The 24677-nt window shown below is 37.4% G+C and carries 6 protein-coding genes; 1 reads left to right on the forward strand and 5 read right to left on the reverse strand.

The genetic code is table 11. The features are described from left to right. Positions 1–26: 26 nt before the first annotated feature. Both L2586_RS05785 and L2586_RS05790 read right to left on the reverse strand, forming a co-directional pair. Positions 27–4391 carry a cohesin domain-containing protein gene (locus tag L2586_RS05785; protein WP_235291853.1) on the reverse strand — a complete coding sequence of 1455 codons (4365 nt, stop codon included), beginning with the start codon at positions 4389–4391 and terminating at the stop codon, positions 27–29. A gap of 33 nt (positions 4392–4424) precedes the next feature. Beyond that, positions 4425–12170, reverse strand: a complete 7746-nt coding sequence (locus L2586_RS05790; protein ID WP_235291854.1) for a malectin domain-containing carbohydrate-binding protein — start codon at positions 12168–12170, stop codon at positions 4425–4427. Between the two features lie 490 nt (positions 12171–12660). Here L2586_RS05790 and L2586_RS05795 point away from each other — a divergent pair, with 490 nt between their 5' ends. Continuing rightward, entirely contained in the window at positions 12661–13494 is an 834-nt protein-coding gene (locus L2586_RS05795; RefSeq protein ID WP_235291855.1) for an MBL fold metallo-hydrolase, read from the forward strand. Between the two features lie 2 nt (positions 13495–13496). Here the strand turns inward: L2586_RS05795 and L2586_RS05800 are convergent, their stop codons facing one another. From L2586_RS05800 to rpoB, 3 genes are all read right to left on the reverse strand, one after another. Then, the gene (locus L2586_RS05800) at positions 13497–15875 is read right to left on the reverse strand and encodes a hypothetical protein (protein WP_235291856.1); all 2379 of its coding nucleotides are present in this window, start codon (positions 15873–15875) and stop codon (positions 13497–13499) included. 527 nt (positions 15876–16402) lie between these two features. Beyond that, positions 16403–20695, reverse strand: coding sequence for a DNA-directed RNA polymerase subunit beta' (gene rpoC, locus L2586_RS05805; RefSeq protein WP_235291857.1), 4293 nt, complete (start codon positions 20693–20695; stop codon positions 16403–16405). Positions 20696–20726: 31 nt separating this feature from the next. Continuing rightward, positions 20727–24548, reverse strand: a complete 3822-nt coding sequence (gene rpoB, locus L2586_RS05810) for a DNA-directed RNA polymerase subunit beta (protein WP_235291858.1) — start codon at positions 24546–24548, stop codon at positions 20727–20729. Positions 24549–24677 lie beyond the last annotated feature (129 nt).

Consider the following 24677-nt stretch of genomic DNA (forward strand, 5'->3'; position numbering starts at 1 on the left):
AAAAGGATATTAGGTATAGTCTCTCTTTAGTTTTTCACAATTTTGAATCTTTTTTGATATCCTGTTGATGAACTGGTAATACTTATGTAGTAAATACCATCCACCATATCTGTGTTATTAAATTCCAGCATCTGTTTTTGTAGATTGCTTACATGAAATTGATCATTTCTTTCCCATATTCTTCCTAGGTTATCGATGATTTCAATTGTAATTTGCTCAGAGGGTTCGAATCCTTCTAATTCCAGCCAAAATTTTTGTCTAAACGGATTAGGATATATATTCACCTTTCTTTCACTGTAGGTCTCCCTACTTTCAATTCTAAAATTATCCTCAAATCCTTTAAAGACAGAATGCCCTACACTAGATACTTCTGTTTTGTTGTTACTTTCAGAACTGTAAAAAACACCTCCACTAAATTCACGTTTTGTGACTATTTCAATCTCAGCAAGAAGAAAATCTTCTGAAGAATGTATTTGATCTAAACTACCAGTCGCGAAGTATAGCTTCCCATTATTATTGTCAAGATCTTCTTTGATAACAAAAGGCAAATTTTCTGAAAAGATTACATCAACAACCTCTATGTTCTTCACATCAAAAGCCAAGTCAAGTTCAACTCCATCTACTGCTATATCGGCTGTACTCACATAAATTGGAACTTTGATATGCTCTCCTGGTGCTGTGTAGACTAATTTGTTTTCTGTTGCAATTTCAACATCTCTAGATAGATGCACGTCATCTTCGACTATTTCATTTAGAACGGCAAGTGGTGGTACATCTCCATCTTCTAGGTAATTACTACTTAGCAATCCAAAATCAAGGATCGTAATTTCATTATCTTCATTAAAATCTGCTCGGCCATCATAACCAAGGTCACCTTCAATCTTTGTAAACGTGCTACTCAAAATTGAAAAATCCAAAATTTCTATTCTATTATTATTATTTGCATCTCCTTCACTTAAAGCTGTCAAGAAATCGTGCACCGTATTAGGTGGAGTAATTTCTACCCCTTGAAACATTTTCTGAAGGGTATGCCCATTTTTAATGGCAATATCGAAAATACCTACTGGTACTTCACTTACTGAAAATTCAGCACTATTATTTGTCAAAATAGAGCTGGCAGAGAATACTTCTATTTCAGTTCCTTGCTCATATAATTTAATGGATAGCGGAACAGAAAACGCAGGGTCAGGTTGAGCAACTGCGCCTCTTTCTAAATTTACACTTCCTGATAACACTGCAATATTTTCTATGACAACTTGTCCTCCACTAACTGCATCTAATACTGGATTTCCAGCTAGTCCTATAACATTGGATCTCATCGGATTATTCATGGTAAAAGTCAGTGACGTACCTGCGGTTGGAACCAAAGCATAAAATTTCAAATAACACAACACAAAGTTTCCAGAAGGAGAAGATGTAAGATCACTATCTAGATCAATTGCGCTAAAACTTATCTGTCCAGGGACATCAATTTTCTGATAAAACTCATCTAGAACTCCTCCCTCAATTACCTCAACGATTTGAAGAAAAGCTGGATCGTAATCAATATTAATCTCTGCAGCATCCACTTCTTGGCTTCCGGTATTTAACATCACAGGAACTTGGAATTCTGTCAGAACAGCAGCTTCAGAAATTGCAGGTACATAAAGGCTTACATTATCTACTTGAATAAAGAGATCCTGTCCATCACAATCTTGATCAATATTGTCATTAGGAATTTCTGGAGCTCCTGGATAAATGGTAGGGTTATTTGGCTGACAATCACAAGCGTCACCATAATCATCTGTGTCACTATTTAGCTGATCAATATTAACCACAGTAGGACAATTATCAACATCTCCACAAATGCCATCTCCATCGATATCATTATCTGGATCATTAGGACAAGTATCCATATCATCACATATTCCATCGCCATCTGAGTCTCCAGTCAAATCATTTCCGCTGCATATATCACAATCTAATCCAATACCATCGCCATCAATATCTGGAGAAAATACAAGAGGATTAGGATCATCGCCATCAAGGCACCCATCATTATCATCGTCATCATCATTACAATCAAATATTAAATCACCATCACTATCAATATCTACCACTCCACATCCACATTCACCTGCTAGAATTTTATTTGGATCATTTGGACATTCATCATTACAGTCAGGGGTAGAATCATTATCACTGTCAATATCCTCCTCCCCACATCCACAGATTCCAGGAGCCGTCTTGTTAGGATCTAAAGGACATAAATCACTAAGATCACAAATTCCATCTCCATCCATATCTGTACCATCATTAGTAGTATTGTTATCCGCAAGTGGTCCAAAACCATCAGTGCCTATAGCACAATCATCACATCCATCACCATCTAGATCTTGACAAATATTAGGATTAAGGGGATCTAAATCGTCTATATCTAATACACCATCATTATCATCATCATCGTCACAATAATTTCCGATCAGGTCTCCATCTGTATCTGGAGAAGCGACAAAAATATCATCGTCATTGTTATCATCACATCCATCGCCATCTGTATCAAGATCTCCTGAATCACAAATCCCATCGCCATCTGTATCTGTTCCATCATTTGCTATATCAAAGTCTGGGAGTGGACCGAAATCATCTGTTCCAACTGAACAATCATCACATCCATCGCCATCTAAATCTTGACAAATATTGGGATTTAATGGATCTGAATCATTTACATCTAATACTCCATCATTATCGTCATCATCATCTCCAGAATCACAGAGTCCATCACCATCCGTATCTGTTCCATCATTCGCTACATCATTATTGGCTAGCGGTCCAAAGCCATCTCCTCCTCCTGAACAATCATCACATCCATCTCCATCTAAATCTTGACATACATTTGGATTTAATGGATTTGTATCATTTACATCTAATACTCCATCATTATCGTCATCATCATCTCCAAAATCACAAATTCCATCACCATCCGTATCTGTTCCATCATTCGCTACATCATTATTGGCTAGCGGTCCAAAGCCATCTCCTCCTCCTGAACAATCATCACATCCATCGCCATCTAAATCTTGACATACATTTGGATCTAATGGATCTGTATCATTTACATCTAATACTCCATCATTATCGTCATCATCATCTCCAAAATCACAAATTCCATCGCCATCCGTATCTGTTCCATCATTTGCAACATCATTATTAGCTAGCGGTCCAAAGCCATCTCCTCCTCCTGAACAATCATCACATCCATCGCCATCTAAATCTTGACATACATTTGGATTTAATGGATCTGTATCATTTACATCTAACACTCCATCATTATCGTCATCATCATCGCAGACATCACCAACTAAATCCCCATCGGTATCTAGTTGGTCTGTATTAGCAATGCTAGGGCAATTATCAACATCATCATTCACACCGTCACCATCCGTATCATTCACTTCTACTACGAATGTTGCCCCAAAGGCATCTGTCCCAGGATCATCAAGAACATTCTGAGTGTTACTAACTACTTGCGTTTCCGATCCATTTGCAAAAGAAAAAGCTATATCTGTTGAATTTGATAAGGCAGTCGCTTCAAATTCTATAGAGAAAATTTTAAAAGTATTCATCGGAAAGGGAGGAAGAGCTCCTGCGGCATAATTGATTATACCATTTATATTATCAACAATTATAGGATCAGTTAATACAATATTCAATTCACTATTATCTATCGTCTGCCCCACCACTTGAAGCACTGCAGGATCAAAAGTTAGGTATACTTCCGCTGCATCTATACTTGCAGTACCAGCAATAATGTTAACATCAACAGAAAATTGTTCATTTAATCCAACTGACGTAGTCCCTACAGGAATAACAGCAATATCCACATCTATAGGATTAACAGTTATGCTTAATGGATTCGTATTATTGGGATTTTCATCAATAAAATTTGTCGCTTCAGAAGTAACTGAAGTTGTGGTCACTTCATTCCCTGTTAAGTTAAACCCAATCTCACTGCTAACAGCGGCGGAAAGTGCTTTGAAGGTTATTTGCATCACTTCAGCAGATCCAGAAACTGGAGTAAAGTTTCCTCTCGCATGAATTACACTTCCATTAATATTATCGACAGTGGGTCCAGTAAAAGCTGTCCCAAAAGAAGTTGCAATTGGTGTAACATTAACAACTTCGAAAACTGCCGGATCGAAACTTACATTGGCCTTGACACCAGTTACTCCTGTTCCATCAGTTTCTACAGAAACGATGGCAACAAATGTATCGTCTATATCAATAGTAGAAGCTGTAGAGTTAATATCAATCGTTACGGCTTGCGCACTAGAATTCACACTAAAGCAAAGTATAAAAAGCAGAAAACTTATAAATAGGGAGATGTTTATTCTTGGTTTTAAAGCAGTCATATTATTAGGTATTTTAGGTTAGTTTTTTTTGGGTTATTCCACTATAAATTTCTTATTGTAATTGGACTCAGAATTTTTCGCCCTAACAAAATATATTCCCGGTGGGAAGCTTCTTACTTTAATCATTTTGGAATGACCAGCTTGAATCTGATCTATCATCAAAATTTGTCCTTGACTATTGTACAATTCTAGGGTGTATTCTTCATGATCATAAACTTTACCGATTGAAACGGTGACTATATCGGAAGCTGGATTCGGATATACTTTTAACTCAGGTACTGGAGCAATTATCGTTGCAATGTGTTCATTATCATTTCTGCTCAAAATAAAACCGCCTGAAGTAGCTTCTGAAACATCATCAATTTTAATTTTGAATTGGCCAGGCTGAACAGCTCTGAATCTTATTTTACCTAGATCTATATCTCCAGTTGGAACATTAGAAATACTACCAAGACTAATCCTAATAAAACCTTCTTGCTCATTGATCTCTTTTTTTAATACAATTCCGAAGTCAATCTCATCTAAATTTACATCTACTACTTCCACCGTTTTAGGACTATATTTCAGAAGTAAATCTGAACCATCTACTGCAAGTTCTTCTGCTAGTAATGTAAGCGTTACACTAAATTCATCCTGAATATTTATTTTATTAGCAGCTGAAAGAATATAATTAACCTGATCCTCTGGCGCTTCTCGTAACTTAACCTCATTTGTTCTTACTTGTACAGAACCAACTGCCATAGGCGGTACACAAATATCGTCTCCGCTGTTTTCAAAATTGGAAGCTAAGAGTGAAAAATCACCGATAGTCACTCCTCCACTCCCATTAAAATCAGCGTTAGGATTATATCCAGCATCTCCACTAATTTTATCAAAAGATGAAGCTAGAATCGAGAAATCTGTAATGGTAACTGCTCCACTATTGTTTGCATCTCCAGCGCGCAACTCATTTGCAGACAGAACATTAAAGACCAAAGAATTTGCTCCTGCTGACAATTTTACTCCAGCTTCTGCCTTAGATAGATAAGTATTATACGATACAAGTACATCATAATTGCCAACTGGGGTATTTAAGATTGTCATTGTTCCACTAGCATTTGCTGTGAAATAATCATCTAGAACAGACTGACCATTAGATGGGTCGCAAATTTGAACATGATATGTTCCTGAATGATCTGTTCTTCCTTGAAGTTCGCAAGTAATTTCTAAGGAATTAGAGCCTGCTTCGAATACATTCCAATCAAAAACCACTTGAGTAGAAGCTGAAGGGTTACAACCATCTGTAACAATTACAGTTACAGAATATGGGCTTCCATCTGCTGCTCCAGGCGCACTCTTTGTGGATGGTGCTCCATTTAAAGTCCCTGTCGGTACACCAGTCGAAACATCATCAATATGAAGGAGAGCAAATCGATCAATTTTATGACCGGCAGATCTTTCTGACATTTGAATGGTATATGTTCCAGCGTTAGGAAAGTAAGCGTACACAGGGAATCCATTATTATCTATCGTTTTCGCATCCCATTTATTTCCACCACTACCACTTCGATAAATCTTGAAAAAACCACTATTCCCTGGATTTTCACTGCCATGATCAGGGCGTCCTTGTCCATTACCTTTAGGATAGTAGATCGTTTTCGTTGATGTTCCACCCGATAGAATATTTTCAAATTCGGTCGTACTTGATAATCCTCCACCTTGGACAGTGAAGAAATGAACATCAGGCGTATTTGCTACTTTAAACCATGTGTCATTCTCTTCGGTAGCGATGGTTCCTGTAAATTCACTTTTCATGTGTAACCTATAAACCCCAGGTGTTGAAATATTCAAATCATAATCGATCGTCTGCCCATTGGTATTTCCGAAGTGATCTGTACTTGCAGCTAAGAATGAAGGTGTACCTGAAATTAGATTCCATCCTCCTGCCCCATCTACAAAATCAGTTTCTGCTTCTATGATTAAAACACCATTCGTTTCATCAAAAGCTCCGCCTGAAGTAGATTCACTTATTGTGCCTGATATCAAACCAGTTGCAGGATCAATAGATAATGTAGGAGGTAGTCCTGAAGCTGAATAGTTTAATCCAAAACACGGATCAACATCTGTCGCTACAATTTGAAGACTGATTACATCCCCTTCCGCACTATTCTGAATGCCCGGGCTAGTTACAATTGGCGGATCATTTGGTATGACAGCGCCAGAAATAATTTCTATTCCTTTTATACTTGGATTCTGTAAATTTTTAATAAAATCAATATCAAGATTGCCATCTGAAACACTAATATTAAAGCTTTCTACTCCAGCAACATTATGTCCATAAGTATCTGTTTGATCAAAATTAGCAAGGACTGTATTTCCTTCTATTTCTACATCAAATACTCTGACACCTGCCTCTGTCGCACCAGACCAAACCTCAGCAAAGAGCAAATTAACTATATAGTCTCCATTCGCAACCGGAAAATCCCATTGCATATTATTTGGATTCGCCGCATCACTATATCTTTCTGTTGAAAATAAAGCATCTGGATAACCAGTTGAATTTGTTCCTGAAAACGCTATTCCATAAGACTTATCAAATGCTGGAGGTGTTATATTTACATAAGGAGAAGGTGTTCCAGCAACTGCAGATCCGCCAACGGTTCCTGAGGCTTGGTCGCTAGACCAATCTATATTAGGCGCATCGTTAGCTGATACTATTGCACCACCCGCATTAATTCTGTATAAAGTGACAGCACTTGATGTTCCTGTTGATATAGGTATCGTTACACTACCTGAAACATCATAGGTAATGGTCAGATTTGCAAATTTGCCTTCGGTCGAACCAGTATGTATAACATTTATACTTCTAGTCGCACCTGAGGCAAGTAACCCATAATCTATCGATTCACTTAGTATAAATTCGCTTGCATCCGGACCTGAAATTGTTGTACCAGTAATGATGATACCAACATTACCTGCCTGATTCGATAGAGAAACTGGTGCACTTCCACCCGCACTAATTACAACAGATGTTGGAACATTCAACTGTCCTGATACTGAAGGAGACCCAGTAGGATTATCCAATCCATAGTACTCCATACTCTTCATTTTACCGCCTCCTCCTAAACTATTCGAACCAGCTGCTACATGAATGCCATCGCCTGATGCAATAGCTTGAGTTCCATGTCTTTCTGTAACTAAGTCCGGGCCAGAAGTCCAGGTGCCAGATACCGGGTCTAGTATCTCTGTAGTTTTAACCGCATCTCCTACCGTATTTCCATTGAGATCCGTTTGTATCTCTCCACCGATCACGTATAGTTTATTTTGTAACACAGCTACAGATGGAGCAGCTCTAGGAGTAGGAATGTCTTGAGGTAAAGTACTCCATGAATCGGTATTAAAATCAAACACATCTACTTCTGCAATAAGCGGCGCAAAGGTTCCTCCATCTCCACCAGATAATCGTCCACCAGCTAGGTAAATTTTATCGCCTACGATTCCTGCATGAAAGTGATCTCTAGATCTTGGAGCATCCAGATTAGTTAATGCCGTCCATATTCCAGTAGCCGGATCAAACTCGTCAAACCACGGTACATACTGCCCGTTATGTCCTAATTGATTCCCGCCAATAATATAGAATTTGTCATTATACATCACAACTCCTGCAGATCCTCTTTGTCTTGCAGCTGGTATTTCAGGACCCATAGTCCATTCATTTGTAGCTGGATTATAAGTGTATATATTTTCGGCAGGCATCTCATTTGGAAAGCCATTATCCATAAAAGCACTAATAACCCAAATTAACCCTTGATATTCAATCGCTTGGAAGTGATTAAAGGGCATCGGCGCTGAATTTGGTATAGAGGTCCACGTTTTTGTATCATAACTATAAACATCTAATGTGGTAGGGTTCTCACGACCGCCAAACAAGTAGAATTTGTTACCAGCTTGTACAAATGAACATTCGTGTCTTGCTGTGTAATTCTCGTCATCAGATTGGTCGTTCCAAGCACTTGGAACACTTCCATTGATAAGCCATGAGAAGGAAGCTGTTCCAGAAATACTATTGCTTTTAGAGACCGTAACTTCTACATTATAAGGACTGCCTACCAAAGCGGAGGAAGCTACCGTTCCAAAAATTAATCCTGTAGTAGGTTCTATTTGCAATCCATCCGGTAGACCAGTTGCAGAATATGTATATGGCCCACTTGCACCTCCACTGGCTAATACTGTTAGATTTACGACTTCATCTACATTGCTGGTTTGATCTGCAATTGTCTCAACAACAATTGGAAAACCTAGAATTTCAATTGCATTTATCAGCGGATTTTCAACGTCATGCTCGAAGAGAATATTTAATTCATTATCCGTTACTGTCGCAGAATGTTGAATCATTCCACCAGTTTGATGCCCAAATTGAGCAACCGCATCAAATTTGTATTCTTTTTGTAAGCCTTCTATCAGTATATTAAATTGTCTATCCCCTTCTGAATCTGTTCCTGCATACCCATTTCCTAGATATAATCTAATGGTGTAATCACCATTTGGAACATCGAATGTCCACTCCATTTCAGGTTCCACAGGAGGATCCCATCTTTCACTTGCAAAGAGAGCGGTAGGGGCGTATGATGGCAAGGAAGCATGTCTTTGAGTAATATTATGGGTAGAATGATTACCTGTATTGACTGCATAATCAATTCCATTAAATGTGCCCGACTGTGCTCCTGTAGCTGTAATTCCCAACCAATTCGGATTCGGAGCATCTGTAGCAGTAATGGTCGCACCATTAGCTCTAATTCTTAGAATCGGAACTGGATCTTCATTTACATTCACATCAAATTGTTGTTCAATGAAAAGTCCACCTTGATCTGTAGCTCTGATCGTTACTGAAGAGGACGCAGCTGATGACGTAAAACTGATCGTTAATTGATCATTTGATATGGAGGCGCCAATACTGCTATTTGTATTTTCTTCAATGGTATAAGTGAGGTTAACATCTCCATCATTATCTTCAAAATAATTATTCAGATCGAAAGATTGGCTTGGAGCATTTAATGTGACATTGATATCATTAAGGGTTTGTTCGATCGTAGGTTGACTTCCTATGACATTCAGGTAGTCCCAAGTACACTCTAATTCTTGATTACTAGCATTAGAAGTACCTATCAAACCTACGGCTAACGGAATATTGCTATTTTTTATCGCTGATAGAACGCTCCCCTGTGCAGTTAATGTTCCTACTGTTTGAAATATTTCTCCTTCTCCATAAGCATAAAGTGCTGTCACATTTCCGCTAACTGGGTCGATCGACATTCTGAAAACAACATCATTTAGAGGTCTATTCTGAGTTGTAATATTGATAGTAATTGGCGTTTGTGGAGAATCATTGATTTCTTGTTGGAAAGTAATTCCACTTTTAGTCAATACTAGTTTCATGTAATTGGACTGTGTCCCATCTCCTAAGAAAATTCCAACTTCTCCATTTGGAGTGTTTGCGTTTCCATAAAGTTGGAGCGGCGCATCAAAATTCTGAGTTCTCCCTTCTACAATGAAACCTCCAGTACTTTCACTTACATTAACCCCATATTGAAATGCTTTACGTTGATTATTCGAGTTTCCTAATGCTGTGCCTTCTCCCATCTGCATGGTCATTGCTTCGATAGCACCACCTAATAAGTCATCCGGATTAGGGCCATCACCTTGAATATCAATCCACTCTATCCAATTAGGACCTGCACTTCCATTATTCATTAATCCTGTAAAACCAAGGCCTAAATATCCATTTAGCTCCGTATTTCCAGAGGCCAGTTCATTGATCACAGGTAAGTTAAAAGCATCAGATCCTCCGCTATGAAAATCACCAATCTGAAATGGATCATCTTTATCTAAGATTCCATCATTGTCATCATCATCGTCATTCAGATCAGATACTAAATTACCGCCAGCATCTCGATCAAAATCGTTAGGCTGACTTCCTGCACTACAAATCACATCTTCATCTGCAACAGCAATCCCCTTATTATCTATTTCATCTCCGTTCGTATATCCATCAAAATCGTAGTCCAAGTTTTCGTTATATAGTGGATCATTTGAGTCATAGCATTCAGCAACTGCATCAACTGGTTCTAGAATTTTCACATTTCCGTTGTAGGTTGCTACCCAGATCGTGCCTGGAAATGGATCATCATCTCCGTTACAGGTAATTCCTAGAGCATTTCCTCCTAAGTTAGTAACGAATGTTTCATCTAGATCTTCTAGACCTCCACCTGAAGTGAGCTGTACGCGTTTTATCACACCTCCATTCTTTCCAGCGATCAGATCCCCCTTCATAGCATTCCCGAAATTAGAAGCGGTATATTCATCTATACCATTTGTATTGTTACTCCATGTTGTCACCAAAACATCATCAGGACCATCTGGATTACTTCCACCTGGAGCCCTCCAATCTCCTTGTTCTGGCTGTGCTAGACTTACGGGTACAGGAGGCCAGTTAGCAGGTAAAGCAATACTAGCATCATTTGTAGAACCAGGTGTAGAGCCATCTGGATCATAAACTTGTGTTCTAAAGACAGAATTTGTATTGGCATTTTCTGTTGGATTTGTAAATAAGCCTGCACCTGCCGGATTCGCTCTTACTGGACAAGGATGCCCTCCGTAAAAACTACCTAAAGCATAACTATGGATATCATTTGTAATCATTGTTAAATGATCCTTATTATTCACTTGCTCTCCTCCAATTGAACTAGAACTTCCTGGTTCAGAGGGGAGGTAATTATTGGTTACTGTTCCATCTATTCCTTCATTCTCAGGTAATCCTCCCCAACCGCCATTCGCTCCATTGTCTGTGGCAAAAACTTTCCCAAGTTCTGTTATGACTAGGTCATAGCTATTTCGGTAACCTGGTGAAAATATCTGCACTGGTCCATTGATCACAATCATTCCTTGATTAAGACCATCATTACCTCCCCACGGATCACCTATATCTATCGGTGAATAATTCGCATCATTTGGATCTTCAGAAGCTGGGCTACCGTTTGAAAAAACATTATCTCTAGTCGGATCGTCTAAAGTGGGTATATCATAAATGTATTGCCTACTTCCATCTGTCTTTATAGGCATTCCCTCGAGCTGAGTTAAATTAATTGATAAGAGAGCTGCAGACAAAGCATATTCTGTTGTCCAAGCAAAATTATCAGATGGAGCACCTGCATTCGCATGGCCACCTGAGCAAACGATCAAGTAATCTGTACTTCCTATTGTTACAAACTCTAATCCATTCGTAGCATGATTTTCTTCCGATCTAGACAGCCCTCGAACGATATCTACTACATCCCAAGAATTCCCATTCTTTGTAAGTCGTGTGATGACTCCAGAATTTGTATCAAGGTTTTTATCGCCGCTAGGACCACCTACTCTAGAATCACTAGAGGTGACATATATGATTGGTGTTGCAGGAGTGCCGACAACTGTTAGTCCAGTGGCTTCTCTGCTGTTTCCAGTATGGCTGGAACCATCGTCATTGTGGTTTGGAATGTTTTTGACAAATAATAGTTCTTCTTCACTTGTCACTTCATAGTCATTCGGACCGTTCTTCACAACAGTAAAAATGTCGATGGTTCCATTCAGATTCAAGACATATAGTCTATCATCAGGACCGAACATAAGTGACGTTCCGTTATTAACATCTTCATTTCCGTCAAAATTAAGATTCGATTGAGAAAAGTCTTGACTAACAAGAGAAGTCGATACAAGACATAGCAGTATAGCTACCGCATGGGTAATTGGTTTTAGGTGTTGCACAGGTCTTAAGGTTATGGTTTTTTAAAGTTGAAGTTAAGACTGGGGAAATCGAAACCTCTTGAACAATATTAGATAAATTACCGCAATATGGTGAAATAATAAATGTTAAATAATAACATATTTATTATTCATATCTATAATATCTTGAAAACAAACAATTTAAAAATTAAAAAAATCAATATTTAATTTGTCCAACATGCGACCAAATCAAATATTTTACCGCTTTTATTTGAATTTTACGATAACTCAATTGTGTAATTATTGAATTACTCACTCTATTTTACTTAGGAATGTACCTTTGATAACCTTTTAAAAAATCGAGGGACTAACTCGATTTTCTTTTAAATAAAGCCTAAATAACATCAGAAATAATACCCAAGATGCAACTTTTAATGCCTAAAATAGTTTGATTTTCACCTGAATTGATACAAAATTAACTAGATATAATTTCAGAAATACCATTAATAAGCGATTAGATAACCAAGGTCTTATGAAGAAAATCATTTTATATTCAATATTAGGAGTACTTGCAATCAGCCTTGGATGGTTAACGGTAGACTTAAGTCCTTCTATGCGTAGTTTTATCAAGTTAAGGGTCATTGAACAAGGGCCAAACATTACTTATTATTTAGGTAATGGAGGAAATTCAGGCCTTATAATAGGCGCCAATGAAGCTGTTTTAATTGATACTAAGTTTGGGAGTTTCTCGAAAAAACTTCATAAAAGCGTCATCAAAAAAATAGGAGCTAAAAAATTGACCATTATTAATACCCACTACCATACCGATCATACTGGTGGAAATGCACTTTATGACGGTTCAGCTATCCTATCAGGTAATTATGGCGAATCATCATGGTTATTAGAAAATGACGTTAATACTCTACCAAGTCAATGGATTAAGACAGATACAACGCTAGATCTTGGAGGAATCAGCATTGAAATTATTCCAGTCGGTGCCAACCATACCAAACAAGATTTATTCGTCTATATTCCAGAAGAAAATGTGTTATTCACAGGTGACGTGTATTCTCATCAAACGCATCCTGTTATCAAAGAAGGCAGTGAGCCGAATATTGAAAATTGGGAAAACACATTGAAAAAATTCGCAAATTCGGATCGTAGTATTGAGCAAGTTGTACCAGGACATGGAGACTTAGCAACAAAAACTGATCTATACACTGCTGCTGCTTACTTCGCTGATCTAAACCTTTTATCTAAAAAAGCATTTAAAAGAAAATATAAGCGATGGTACAAACTGCCATTTATGGCTACATCAGAGAAAAACTGGATTTATATTCAAAATCACAATGTTAAAAATCCTTAAGCCTAATCTATGGTTAATTTTAGAATCTGACTAGCACTTTTTGCTGACACAATAAGAACTTCGAAATTGCCTTTATCTACAATAAATGGACTTGCCAAAGTATCCGTATAATTAGTAGGAGACGAAGGTATATTATTATCGCTGACTGATAAGAGTGTATAATAAATACCATTTGAAAGATTTCTAGCCAATACCCTAATGTTCATCCCTTGGTGATTTAAAGGGTCATGTGGAATAACTGTAACACTTATGGTGGAAATGGTGTCGCCATCTTCGAGGTAATTATTTAGGCCAACGGCTGTTTCTACATTACTTAAGTAGTCATCCCAATTGTGGAAATCGCCAGAATGAAACGTCCAAGATGATGGTCTGGGTTCAGCGATAACTTGTCCTCTATAATCCAATGCAAGATTTTGAGTTGCTCTGTTTATTGCATTATCATGTTTAAGTTCAGGAAGGTAGAGTCTTCCGTTAATTCCTGCATAATCATATTCAAAATCTCCATAAATAAGAGGTTTATCTGAATCAGAATTTTCAATAGAAAGTTTATTGCTTCCAGCTTCATTTCTCCCAGACATATAACCTATAAAAACATTACCATCACCTGTATTATTATATCCAGCATAATACCCTACCATTGTGTTCTTATCTCCACCTTCATTCGAGTAACCGGCATAGGCACCAAGATTCGTATTCCACTTTCCGTACTGCAATAGATGCCCTGTCCAGAATCCAATGTTGGTATTCGCAACACCGCTATACATGAATGGAGTGGACAGCCATCCTAAAGAAGTATTTCCAGAATTATTGTTAGCATCCAATCCTGTCGTTCGGTGACCTATATATGTATTTCCATTTTTACCTAAAGACAGCGCATGACCATTAAATGACATCACTTCATCTCCATTCACCGTAAAAATTAATGAATCTTCTGAAACATCTTCTTTGAATTCAATGTATGAATCACCATCATCATCCATTGGCAATGCACCGAATTGCTGCCACTTAGCACCATTGTATCCCTCGAAAAAACCACTTCCGGAATTGTATCTTAGCACTCCAGCTGTTGCCTCCAGGTCATTATACCCAATTTTGATACGTCCCCCGACATCCAATACTTCATCAATACTATAAATACTTTTATTGATTCCCACTCTTCTATCAACTGTCATTTCAAGGGTCGGAAATCGAAATGAAGGGAAAGATACTTCTGGTTGGCTGTAGAACTGCAATTTGGAATTCGTCCATCTCATCTCTGCCTTTGATGCGCCATCTTTCATCATTCTAATCGTCGATCCCAGCTCACCTTCAAAATCTAATACACTTATATTATTACCCGAATAAATTCTGACATGACTCGTATCATTCTGGTTTTCGACTACCAATTCTTCGTTGGGATTGAGGGTACCTATTCCAATTCTTTCATTAGCAATAAATTCTTCTCCTAACATTTTATCGGTAGCCTTGATATTTCCGTTCACTTCCAGTTTTTCACTTGGAAGATTACCCTCCACACCCACATTTACACCGATATTCCCATTTTTCAATATTAAAAGGGCATCATTCCCTTCTTCCTCATTTCCATTACCAATTTGGAACAAAGATTCCTCTTCTTTCCATGAATCAGGAGTTTCTTCTCGGTGAACGTTGTATTGTCCTAGGACTGTAGATAAAAAAGACTGTGTCCATGTATTCCTACCCCACAATGTGCTAAATTCTCCTCTACTATAATTCTGAAAACCCCATATTGTATTGAGTTTAGCAAGTGCGGTATTATGACTTCCCCAAACGGTTGATGTATCACCTGATACCAAATTCGATATTCCCCACGTTGAAGAAACTTGTCCAGAAACATTGTTGTTAAATCCCCACACCGCACCACCTCCGCTAGACATTTCATTTCCTGCTCCCCAAGCTGCGGAACTCCCTCCTGATAAAGTATTGCCTCCTCCCCACACCATAGAATATGCACCGCTCACAAGATTATCCTTTCCACTAGCTGTTGAATAAATACCAGAAGCTGTTGTTGATCCACCCCATGAAGTTGCATGAGAAGCTAAAGCTTTCGTTCTATAACCAAAAGCTGTAGTATTCCAAGATGATGCTTCATTCTCTCGTCCCCATGCTGTAGCCTGATTCTCAGAGGCAATGTTTTGCCTTCCCCAAGTTGTTGAGTAATCACCAATAGGTGAATTTGTTTCAACTTCTCCCCAATTCATTTTGTGGTTATTAAAACTAGTGCTGTCTATACTTTGGTACAAAACCGTATTATTGTCAATAACAAGCTTTACATTTTCTGTATGATTTTGTCCATATAATGTTGTCATATAGCACAGAAAAAAAATTGTAGTTAGTGCAAGGTAAGTTTTAAGTTTGCTCATGATCAGTTCTATTTTATTAATGTATGAATCAGTGAAAAGTTAAAAGGCTTGACTTCAGAGGAATACTCTAATTTGGTGTGCATTTCTGGATATCTATTCCCCATACTATTTAGGAATTTGGTAAAACCTCAGCAGTAGTAATTCGCATATCTCGACTGATTTAATCTTGCGAGATTAATAAGACTAAAAACAAGATTTGAAAAATGATATCTAACGAGCTTTTCTTGGTATTCATATGAAGGAGTTCTTTTTGCTTATCTCCTTCAATATAAGTCGTAATTCATGTCCAAAAAATCAGCAATGTACAGTTGGCAACTATGAATTCTTAATCTGATTTTTTCTTCATTTATTCGGAAAAGTATGTAGTGACCGGTGCACAGAACAGAACTGTTCAATCTGATTTAATATCTAAAACAATTAAGAACGACTAATCTTAAAGAAAAGAAAAAAAAAGCCATCCAATTTCCATTGGATGGCTTTAATATTTTCAAGAATTATCTTCTTTAATAATAAAGAAGTTCTTTCTTTTAATCTAATAAACCTACTTCCTCAGCTTCTTCTAACTCCTCTACTTTCTTAGGTTGTACAAAGATGTCTCTGTACTTTTTAAGACCTGTACCTGCTGGTATTTTCTTACCTACAATTACATTCTCTTTAAGTCCATCTAGTCCATCTCGTTTCGCTCCTATTGCAGCTGTACTAAGTACTTTAGTTGTCTCCTGGAATGATGCAGCTGAAATCCAACTGAATACACCTAATGAAGACTTCGTAATACCTTGAAGAACTGGTTTAGAAGTTGCAGGAATAGCATCTCTGAATTCTACAATTTTCTGGTCATTTCTTTTCAGCATTGAATTCTCTTCTCTCAACTGTCTCAATGTTACTAATTGACCAGCTTTAAGATTTGTAGAATCGTTTGCTTCTGTAATGAATTTCTTATCATAGATCCAATCATTCTGTTCAAGGAAATCATGTCTTTCGACTGCTTCTCCTTCTAAGAATACGGTATCCCCAGCATCTTCGATCTGTAATCTCTTCATCATCTGACGAACGATTACCTCGATGTGCTTATCATTAATGTCAATACCTTGTGACCGATAAACTTCTTGTATTTCATTCACTAAGTAATACTGAACAGCGAATGGTCCTTTTATCTTTAAGATGTCTGCAGGAGAGATCGAACCATCAGATAAAGGCATTCCTGCTCTTACGAAGTCACCTTCTTGAACAAGGATGTGCTTAGAAAGACCAATAAGGTATTTCTTTTTCTGATTCGTTTTCTCATCTTCTACGAAAACCTCTCTGTTACCTCTCTTAATCTTACCGAAAGAAACAATACCGTCTATTTCAGCTGTCGATGCAGGATTCGAAGGGTTTCTTGCTTCGAAAAGCTCCGTTACCCTTGGAAGACCACCGGTAATATCCTGAACTCCTCCAATTTTTCTTGGAATCTTCACGATCTTATCACCCGCTCTTACTTCTGCACCATCTTCGATAGATATATATGCTCCTACTGGTAAGTTGTAACTTTTCAACTCTTCACCAGAAGTAGAAATAATCTTAATCGTAGGAATCTTTTTCTTATTCTTAGATTCAACTACAACTTTCTCTGCGAAACCTGTTTGATCATCTCTCTCAATTCTAAATGTTTGACCTTCTTCGATCGCTTCAAATTGAGCTATTCCTGGGAATTCAGTGATAATCATATTGTTAAATGGATCCCAATTACAGATCACATCTCCTTTCTCAACTACTTGCTTGTCTTTAACAAATAAAGACGCACCGTATGGAATAAATAAGGTAACATATAGCTTACCTGTTTCAGGATTTACAATTCTTACTTCTCCTGATCTTGAAAGTACAACATTTACTTTCTTGCCATTTTCTTCAGAAGCAACCGTCTTAATATTATCAAATTCTAACTTACCATGGAACTTAGAAATCAATTCAGACTCTTGTTTTGTAACAGATGCGATACCCCCAACGTGGAATGTACGTAATGTCAACTGTGTTCCCGGCTCACCAATACTCTGAGCAGCGATAATTCCTACAGCATCTCCTTCTTCTGCAATTCTACCAGAAGCAAGGTTTTTACCATAACATTTCACACATACTCCATATTTAGTCTCACAAGTCAATACTGATCTGATGGTAACCATCTCGATTCCAGCATCTTCTATTCTAGCTGCAGCTTCAGGACTGATGTATTCTCCTGCTTTTAACAATACTTCGTCAGTTACTGGATCTTCTACATCATATAATGTATAACGACCAATAATTCTAGCAGCAAGAGTTTCGATTACTTTTTCATTCTCTTTAAGAGCATATGTCTCTATTCCTCTTAAAGTATCACAATCCTCTTCTGTAATAATTACATCTTGAGATACATCCACAAGTCTTCTTGTAAGGTAACCCGCATCCGCAGTTTTTAATGCCGTATCGGCAAGACCTTTTCTCGCACCGTGAGTAGATATAAAGTACTCTAATACTGAAAGTCCTTCTAGGAAGTTGGAAAGAATCGGATTCTCAATAATAGATCCTCCAGTATCTCCTGATTTCCTTGGCTTAGCCATCAGTCCTCTCAGTCCACATAACTGCTTAATCTGCTGTTGTGATCCCCTTGCACCTGAGTGAAGCATCATATAAACAGAGTTAAATCCGTCTTTATGTTCCGCTAACTCAGTCATTAGGTTTTCAGTGATCTTATTATCTGCCATGGTCCACTTATCAATGATCTGACTATATCTCTCATTGTTAGTAATTAGACCCATGTTATAGTTTTCCCAAACTTCATCTACTTCTTGATTCGCATCTAATAGCGTACTTTCTCTTTTCGTTGGGTTTATTAAATCTCCCAAGTTAAATGATAATCCACCTTTAAATGACCACAAGAATCCTAATTCCTTAATTTTATCTAAGAAAACAGCTGTTTCTTTGAAACTAGTAAGATCAATGATTTTACTGATCTCTTTCTTCAAGTTCTTCTTAGTCAATAACTCATTGATATAAGGAACTGAATCAGGAACTGCTTCATTGAAAATAACTCTTCCTACACTAGATTCAATCACTTCAGGAACTAGTTGTCCAAGTTCATTTTTTACATTAACCCTAACTTTAATAGTTGCATGAAGATTAACTTTACCTTCGTTGTATGCAATCAATACTTCTTCTGGGCTGTAAAATGTCATTCCCTCACCGTCAACTTTAGTCTCTTTTGTAGAAGTTCTCAACTTCGTAAGATAGTAAAGTCCTAATACCATATCCTGTGATGGAAGGGTAATAGGTGATCCATTCTGTGGATTCAACATGTTGTGACAAGCAAGCATTAAAACTTGTGCTTCTAGAATCGCAGCATGTCCTAAAGGAACGTGAACTGCCATCTGGTCACCATCAAAATCCGCATTAAACGCACCACAAACAAGTGGGTGAAGTTGAATTGCTTTTCCTTCTACTAATTTTGGCTGGAATGCTTGAATAGAAAGTCTGTGAAGCGTTGGAGCCCTGTTTAATAGAACCGGGTGTCCTTTCAAGATATTCTCTAATATCTCCCAAATCACTGGATCTTTACGATCTACTAATTTCTTAGCTGACTTTACAGTTTTTACAATTCCTCTCTCAATTAATTTCCTAATAATAAAAGGTTTGAATAACTCAGATGCCATTCCTTTTGGAATACCACACTCATGCAATTTCAATGTAGGTCCTACTACAATTACAGATCTTCCTGAATAATCCACCCTTTTTCCTAAAAGATTCTGACGGAAACGACCTTGCTTACCTTTAAGAATATCACTTAAAGATTTCAACGCTCTTCCACCTTCTGCTTTTACTGCATTTGATTTACGTGAGTTATCAAATAATGAATCGACTGCCTCTTGAAGCATTCTTTTCTCATTTCTCAAGATTACTTCTGGAGCTTTAATCTCTAAAAGTCTCTTAAGACGATTGTTTCTAATAATAACTCTTCTATAAAGATCATTAAGATCTGAAGATGCAAATCGTCCACCATCTAAAGGAACTAATGGTCTCAATTCTGGTGGAATAATAGGTAAGTATTGGATAATAGCCCATTCAGGTCTGTTATCGATTCTTGTTTGTCCGTCTCTAAATGCTTCTACAACTCTTAATCTCTTAAGTGCTTCAGATTTCCGTTGTTGAGAAGTCTCATTTGCAGCTTGATATCTAAGTGCAGCTGATAATTCATCAAGCTCTAATCTTTCTAATAGCATTTTCACAGCTTCAGCACCCATGTAGGCGATGAATTTCTGTGGATCACTATCATCAAGCATTTGATTTTCTTTCGGAAGACCATCTAACACTTCGAAATACTCCTCTTCCGTTAATAAATCTTGCTTAGCAATTCCATCTTCTTCTTTCACTCCAGCTTGGATAACTACATATCTTTCGTAGTAAATGATTGATTCTAATTTCTTAGAAGACAATCCTAGTAAGTATCCTATCTTGTTTGGTAGCGATTTAAAGAACCAAATGTGAACTACAGGAACAACTAATTTAATGTGTCCCATTCTCTCTCTTCTCACTTTCTTCTCAGTGACCTCTACCCCACATCTATCACATACAATTCCTTTATATCTAATTCTTTTATATTTCCCGCAGTAACATTCGTAATCCTTTACAGGCCCGAATATTCTTTCACAGAAAAGCCCATCTCTTTCCGGCTTGTAAGAACGGTAATTGATCGTCTCTGGCTTAAGTACTTCACCAAATGATCTCTCTAAAATATCATCCGGCGAACACAGGCTGATCGTGATCGACTCGAATGGAGCTCTTGTCTGCGTATTGTTCTTTCTAAAAGGCATAATACTCTTTTTATTTAAATTGGTGAATTAATTAGTCAAATTTGATATCTAATGCTAAACCTTTCAACTCGTGAACAAGTACATTAAAGGATTCCGGAACGTTTGGTTCTGGTAAATTATCCCCTTTAACGATTGCTTCGTAAGCCTTAGCTCTACCGATAATATCATCTGACTTAATAGTTAACAACTCCCTAAGGATGTTAGAAGCACCAAATGCCTCAAGTGCCCAAACTTCCATCTCACCAAATCTCTGCCCTCCAAATTGAGCCTTACCACCTAATGGTTGTTGTGTAATCAACGAGTACGGTCCGATTGATCTTGCGTGCATCTTATCATCCACCATGTGAGATAACTTAAGCATGTAGATCACACCTACTGTTGCTTGCTGGTGGAATCTGTCTCCAGTTTCACCATCATACAAATAAGTTTGTCCTAAAGAAGGTAAATTTGCAGCTTGAATTTGCTCTTCGATTTCATCCGTCGAAGCTCCATCAAATATTGGTGTTGCAAATTTTAAGTCCATTTTCTTTCCAGCCCAACCAAGAACTGTTTCGAAAATCTGTCCCAGGTTCATCCTAGAAGGTACACCTAATGGATTCAGTACGATATCCACTGGAGTTCCATCAGCTAAGAAAGGCATATCTTCGTGTCTTACGATTCTTGATACAATTCCCTTATTACCGTGTCTTCCTGCTAACTTATCTCCTACTTTAAGCTTTCTTTTCTTAGCCATGTAAACTTTAGCAAGCTTTAAAACACCTGCTGGAAGCTCATCTCCAATGCTAATATTAAACTTCTCTCTTTTGTATTTTCCAACTTCCTCGTTTACCTTGATGCTATAGTTATGAAGCGTTCTCGCAATCATACTATTCACATGCTCATCTTTCGTCCAGTTAGAATAATCAACTTCGTTGTAGTTAATTTCCTTAAGTACTTTCGGTGAAAATTTAGTTCCTTTCGAAATTAACTCTTCGTTGTAAATACTTCTTACTCCTTCAGAAGACATTCCACTTGCCATCTTCATTAGCTTATCGACTAATGTAGTCTGCAATTCATTCAATGCCACTGCGTGCTTATCTTCCAATTTCGATAAAAGATCTTTTTCCTGAACTTTCTGGAATTTATCTTTTTTCGCTCTTGCAAATAATCTTTTATCAATGATGATACCTTTCGTAGATGGAGGTGCTTTTAATGAAGCATCTTTTACATCTCCTGCTTTATCACCGAAGATCGCTCTAAGTAATTTCTCTTCAGGTGTTGGATCCGACTCTCCTTTTGGAGTAATCTTTCCAATCAAAATATCACCTTCTTTTACCCAAGCACCAACTCTGATAATACCGTTCTCATCAAGATCTTTCGTCGCTTCTTCAGAAACGTTAGGAATATCATTTGTCAATTCTTCTTCACCTAATTTCGTATCTCTGATATCTAAATCAAAGTTTTCAATGTGAAGTGAAGTAAAGATATCTTCTCTTACTACTCTTTCAGAAAGTACGATTGCATCCTCATAGTTATACCCTTTCCAAGGCATGAATGATACCATCAAGTTCTGCCCTAATGCTAATTCACCTTTTTCAGTTGCATAACCATCACAAAGGATACTTCCTTTTATAACTCTATCTCCCTTAGCTACAATTGGCTGAAGGTTAATACAAGTTCCTTGATTCGTTCTTCTAAACTTAGTTAAAGGATAAGATTTCACATTGCTTTCAAATGAAACCAATTGCTCATCTTCACTCATATCATATCTGATGACGATTTCATTCGCATCCACATATTCAACAACTCCTTCACCCTCTGCATTGATTAACATTCTAGAGTCTCTCGCTACCTTTCCTTCTAGTCCAGTTCCTACAATAGGAGACGAAGGCTTAATTAAAGGCACCGCTTGACGTTGCATGTTAGATCCCATCAAGGCTCTATTCGCATCATCATTCTCTAAGAAAGGAATCAATGATGCCGAAACACCAACAATTTGATTCGGAGCAACATCCATGAATTCAACTTCCGAAGGAGTTAAAACAGGGAAATCACCGTGTTCTCTACATTTAATTCTATCAGAAACAAATGCTCCTTCTTCATTCAAGATTGAATTGGCTTGTGCCACTTTCTTGAAATCCTCTCCTTCTGCTGATAAATATTGACCATTTCCTGTAAGATCAACTACTCCATCATGAACCGGACGGTATGGTGTTTCAAGGAAACCCATTTTATTTACTTTCGCATGCACACAAAGTGTAGAAATCAATCCAATATTCGGTCCCTCTGGTGTTTCAATGGTACATAATCTACCATAGTGAGAATAGTGAACATCCCTTACCTCAAAACCTGCTCTTTCTCTGGATAAACCTCCAGGTCCTAGAGCTGAAATTCTTCTTTTGTGCGTAATCTCAGAAAGTGGATTCGTTTGATCCAGGAATTGAGATAACTGCGACGTTCCGAAGAATGAATTAATTACAGAGGAAAGTGTTCTTGCGTTGATCAAATCCACAGGAGTAAAAACTTCATTATCTCTAACGTTCATTCTTTCTCTGATCGTTCTTGCCATTCTTGCAAGACCAACACCGAACTGAGCATATAATTGCTCTCCTACTGTTCTAACTCTTCTGTTTGACAAGTGATCGATATCATCTAACTCCGCTCTTTGGTTAATTAGACTAACCAAGTAGTGAATGATATTAATGATATCATCTTTAGTCAAAACTAAAGTTTCTTTATCTGTATCAAGCTTAAGCTTTCTATTGATTTTATATCTTCCTACTTCTCCAAGATTATATCTCTTATCTGAGAAGAATAATTTATCGATAATTCCTCTTGCTGTTTCTTCATCTGGTGGATCAGTACCTCTTAGTTGTCTGTATATATACTGTACAGCTTCAATTTCTGAACTAGATGGATCTTTCTGAAGTGTATTATAGATAATTGAGAAATCTTCCGCGATATCATCCTTTTGAAGAATGATGCTATCGATATCAGCGTCAAGAATCAACTTAACATTCTCTTCATCTAAAATTACATCTCTTTCAAGGATAATTTCATTTCTCTCAATGGTAACCACCTCTCCAGTATCTTCATCCACGAAATCCTCAGACCATTTTCTTAAAACTCTCGCTGCTAATTTTCTACCAATCGCTTTTTTAATCTCTTTTTGGGTAACCTTAATCTCCTCAGCTAATCCAAAAATATCCAGAATCTCTTTATCAGAATCAAAACCAATGGCTCTTAATAAAGTAGTAACTGGGAATTTTTTCTTTCTGTCAATGTACGCATACATTACAGTATTAATATCTGTAGCAAACTCCATCCAAGCTCCTTTGAAAGGAATTACTCTAGCAGAGTAAATCTTAGTTCCATTCGGGTGGAAACTTTGACTAAAGAATACTCCAGGAGATCTGTGTAGTTGAGAAACAATAATACGTTCTGCACCATTGATCACGAAAGTCCCCTTAGGTGTCATGTACGGAATGTTTCCAAGAAAAACATCTTGAACGATCGTCTGAAAATCTACATGCTCTTCATCATTACAAGATAATCTTAGTTTAGCTTTAAGTGGAACACTATAAGTTAAACCTCTCTGCATACATTCTGCAATACTATATCTTGGAGGATCGATAAAGTAATCTAAAAATTCTAATACGAAAATATTTCTGGCATCCGTTATAGGGAAGTTTTCCTGAAAAACCCTATAAAGTCCTTCACTATTCCTATTTTCGGGTGTTGTACCTAATTGGAAAAACTCCATAAAGGAATCAAGCTGAATGTCCAATAAGTTTGGTGTTTCAGAAGGAAGTTTAATTTTCCCAAAATTTACTCTTGCTTCTTCAGCAAGAATCGCGGTGGTATTGGAAGACATAATTGAGATATTTATAATGAACCGGTCAATACCGGAATAATCTTCAAAACAAAAAAAATAATACAAGTAAACGACGATAGGCTTAGATCAAGTCTCCTTGATTTAAGCCCTATCGCCGTTTAATATGTA

The organism is Portibacter lacus, from assembly GCF_021533215.1.
Classification (GTDB): Bacteria; Bacteroidota; Bacteroidia; order Chitinophagales; family Saprospiraceae; genus Portibacter; species Portibacter lacus.

Coding starts and splice junctions, on each gene's coding strand:
- L2586_RS05785 (WP_235291853.1), bottom strand. CDS start 4,391: ATGACTGCTTTAAAACCAAGAATAAACATCTCCCTATTTATAAGTTTT.
- L2586_RS05795 (WP_235291855.1), top strand. CDS start 12,661: ATGAAGAAAATCATTTTATATTCAATATTAGGAGTACTTGCAATCAGC.
- L2586_RS05800 (WP_235291856.1), bottom strand. CDS start 15,875: ATGAGCAAACTTAAAACTTACCTTGCACTAACTACAATTTTTTTTCTG.
- rpoC (WP_235291857.1), bottom strand. CDS start 20,695: ATGCCTTTTAGAAAGAACAATACGCAGACAAGAGCTCCATTCGAGTCG.
- rpoB (WP_235291858.1), bottom strand. CDS start 24,548: ATGTCTTCCAATACCACCGCGATTCTTGCTGAAGAAGCAAGAGTAAAT.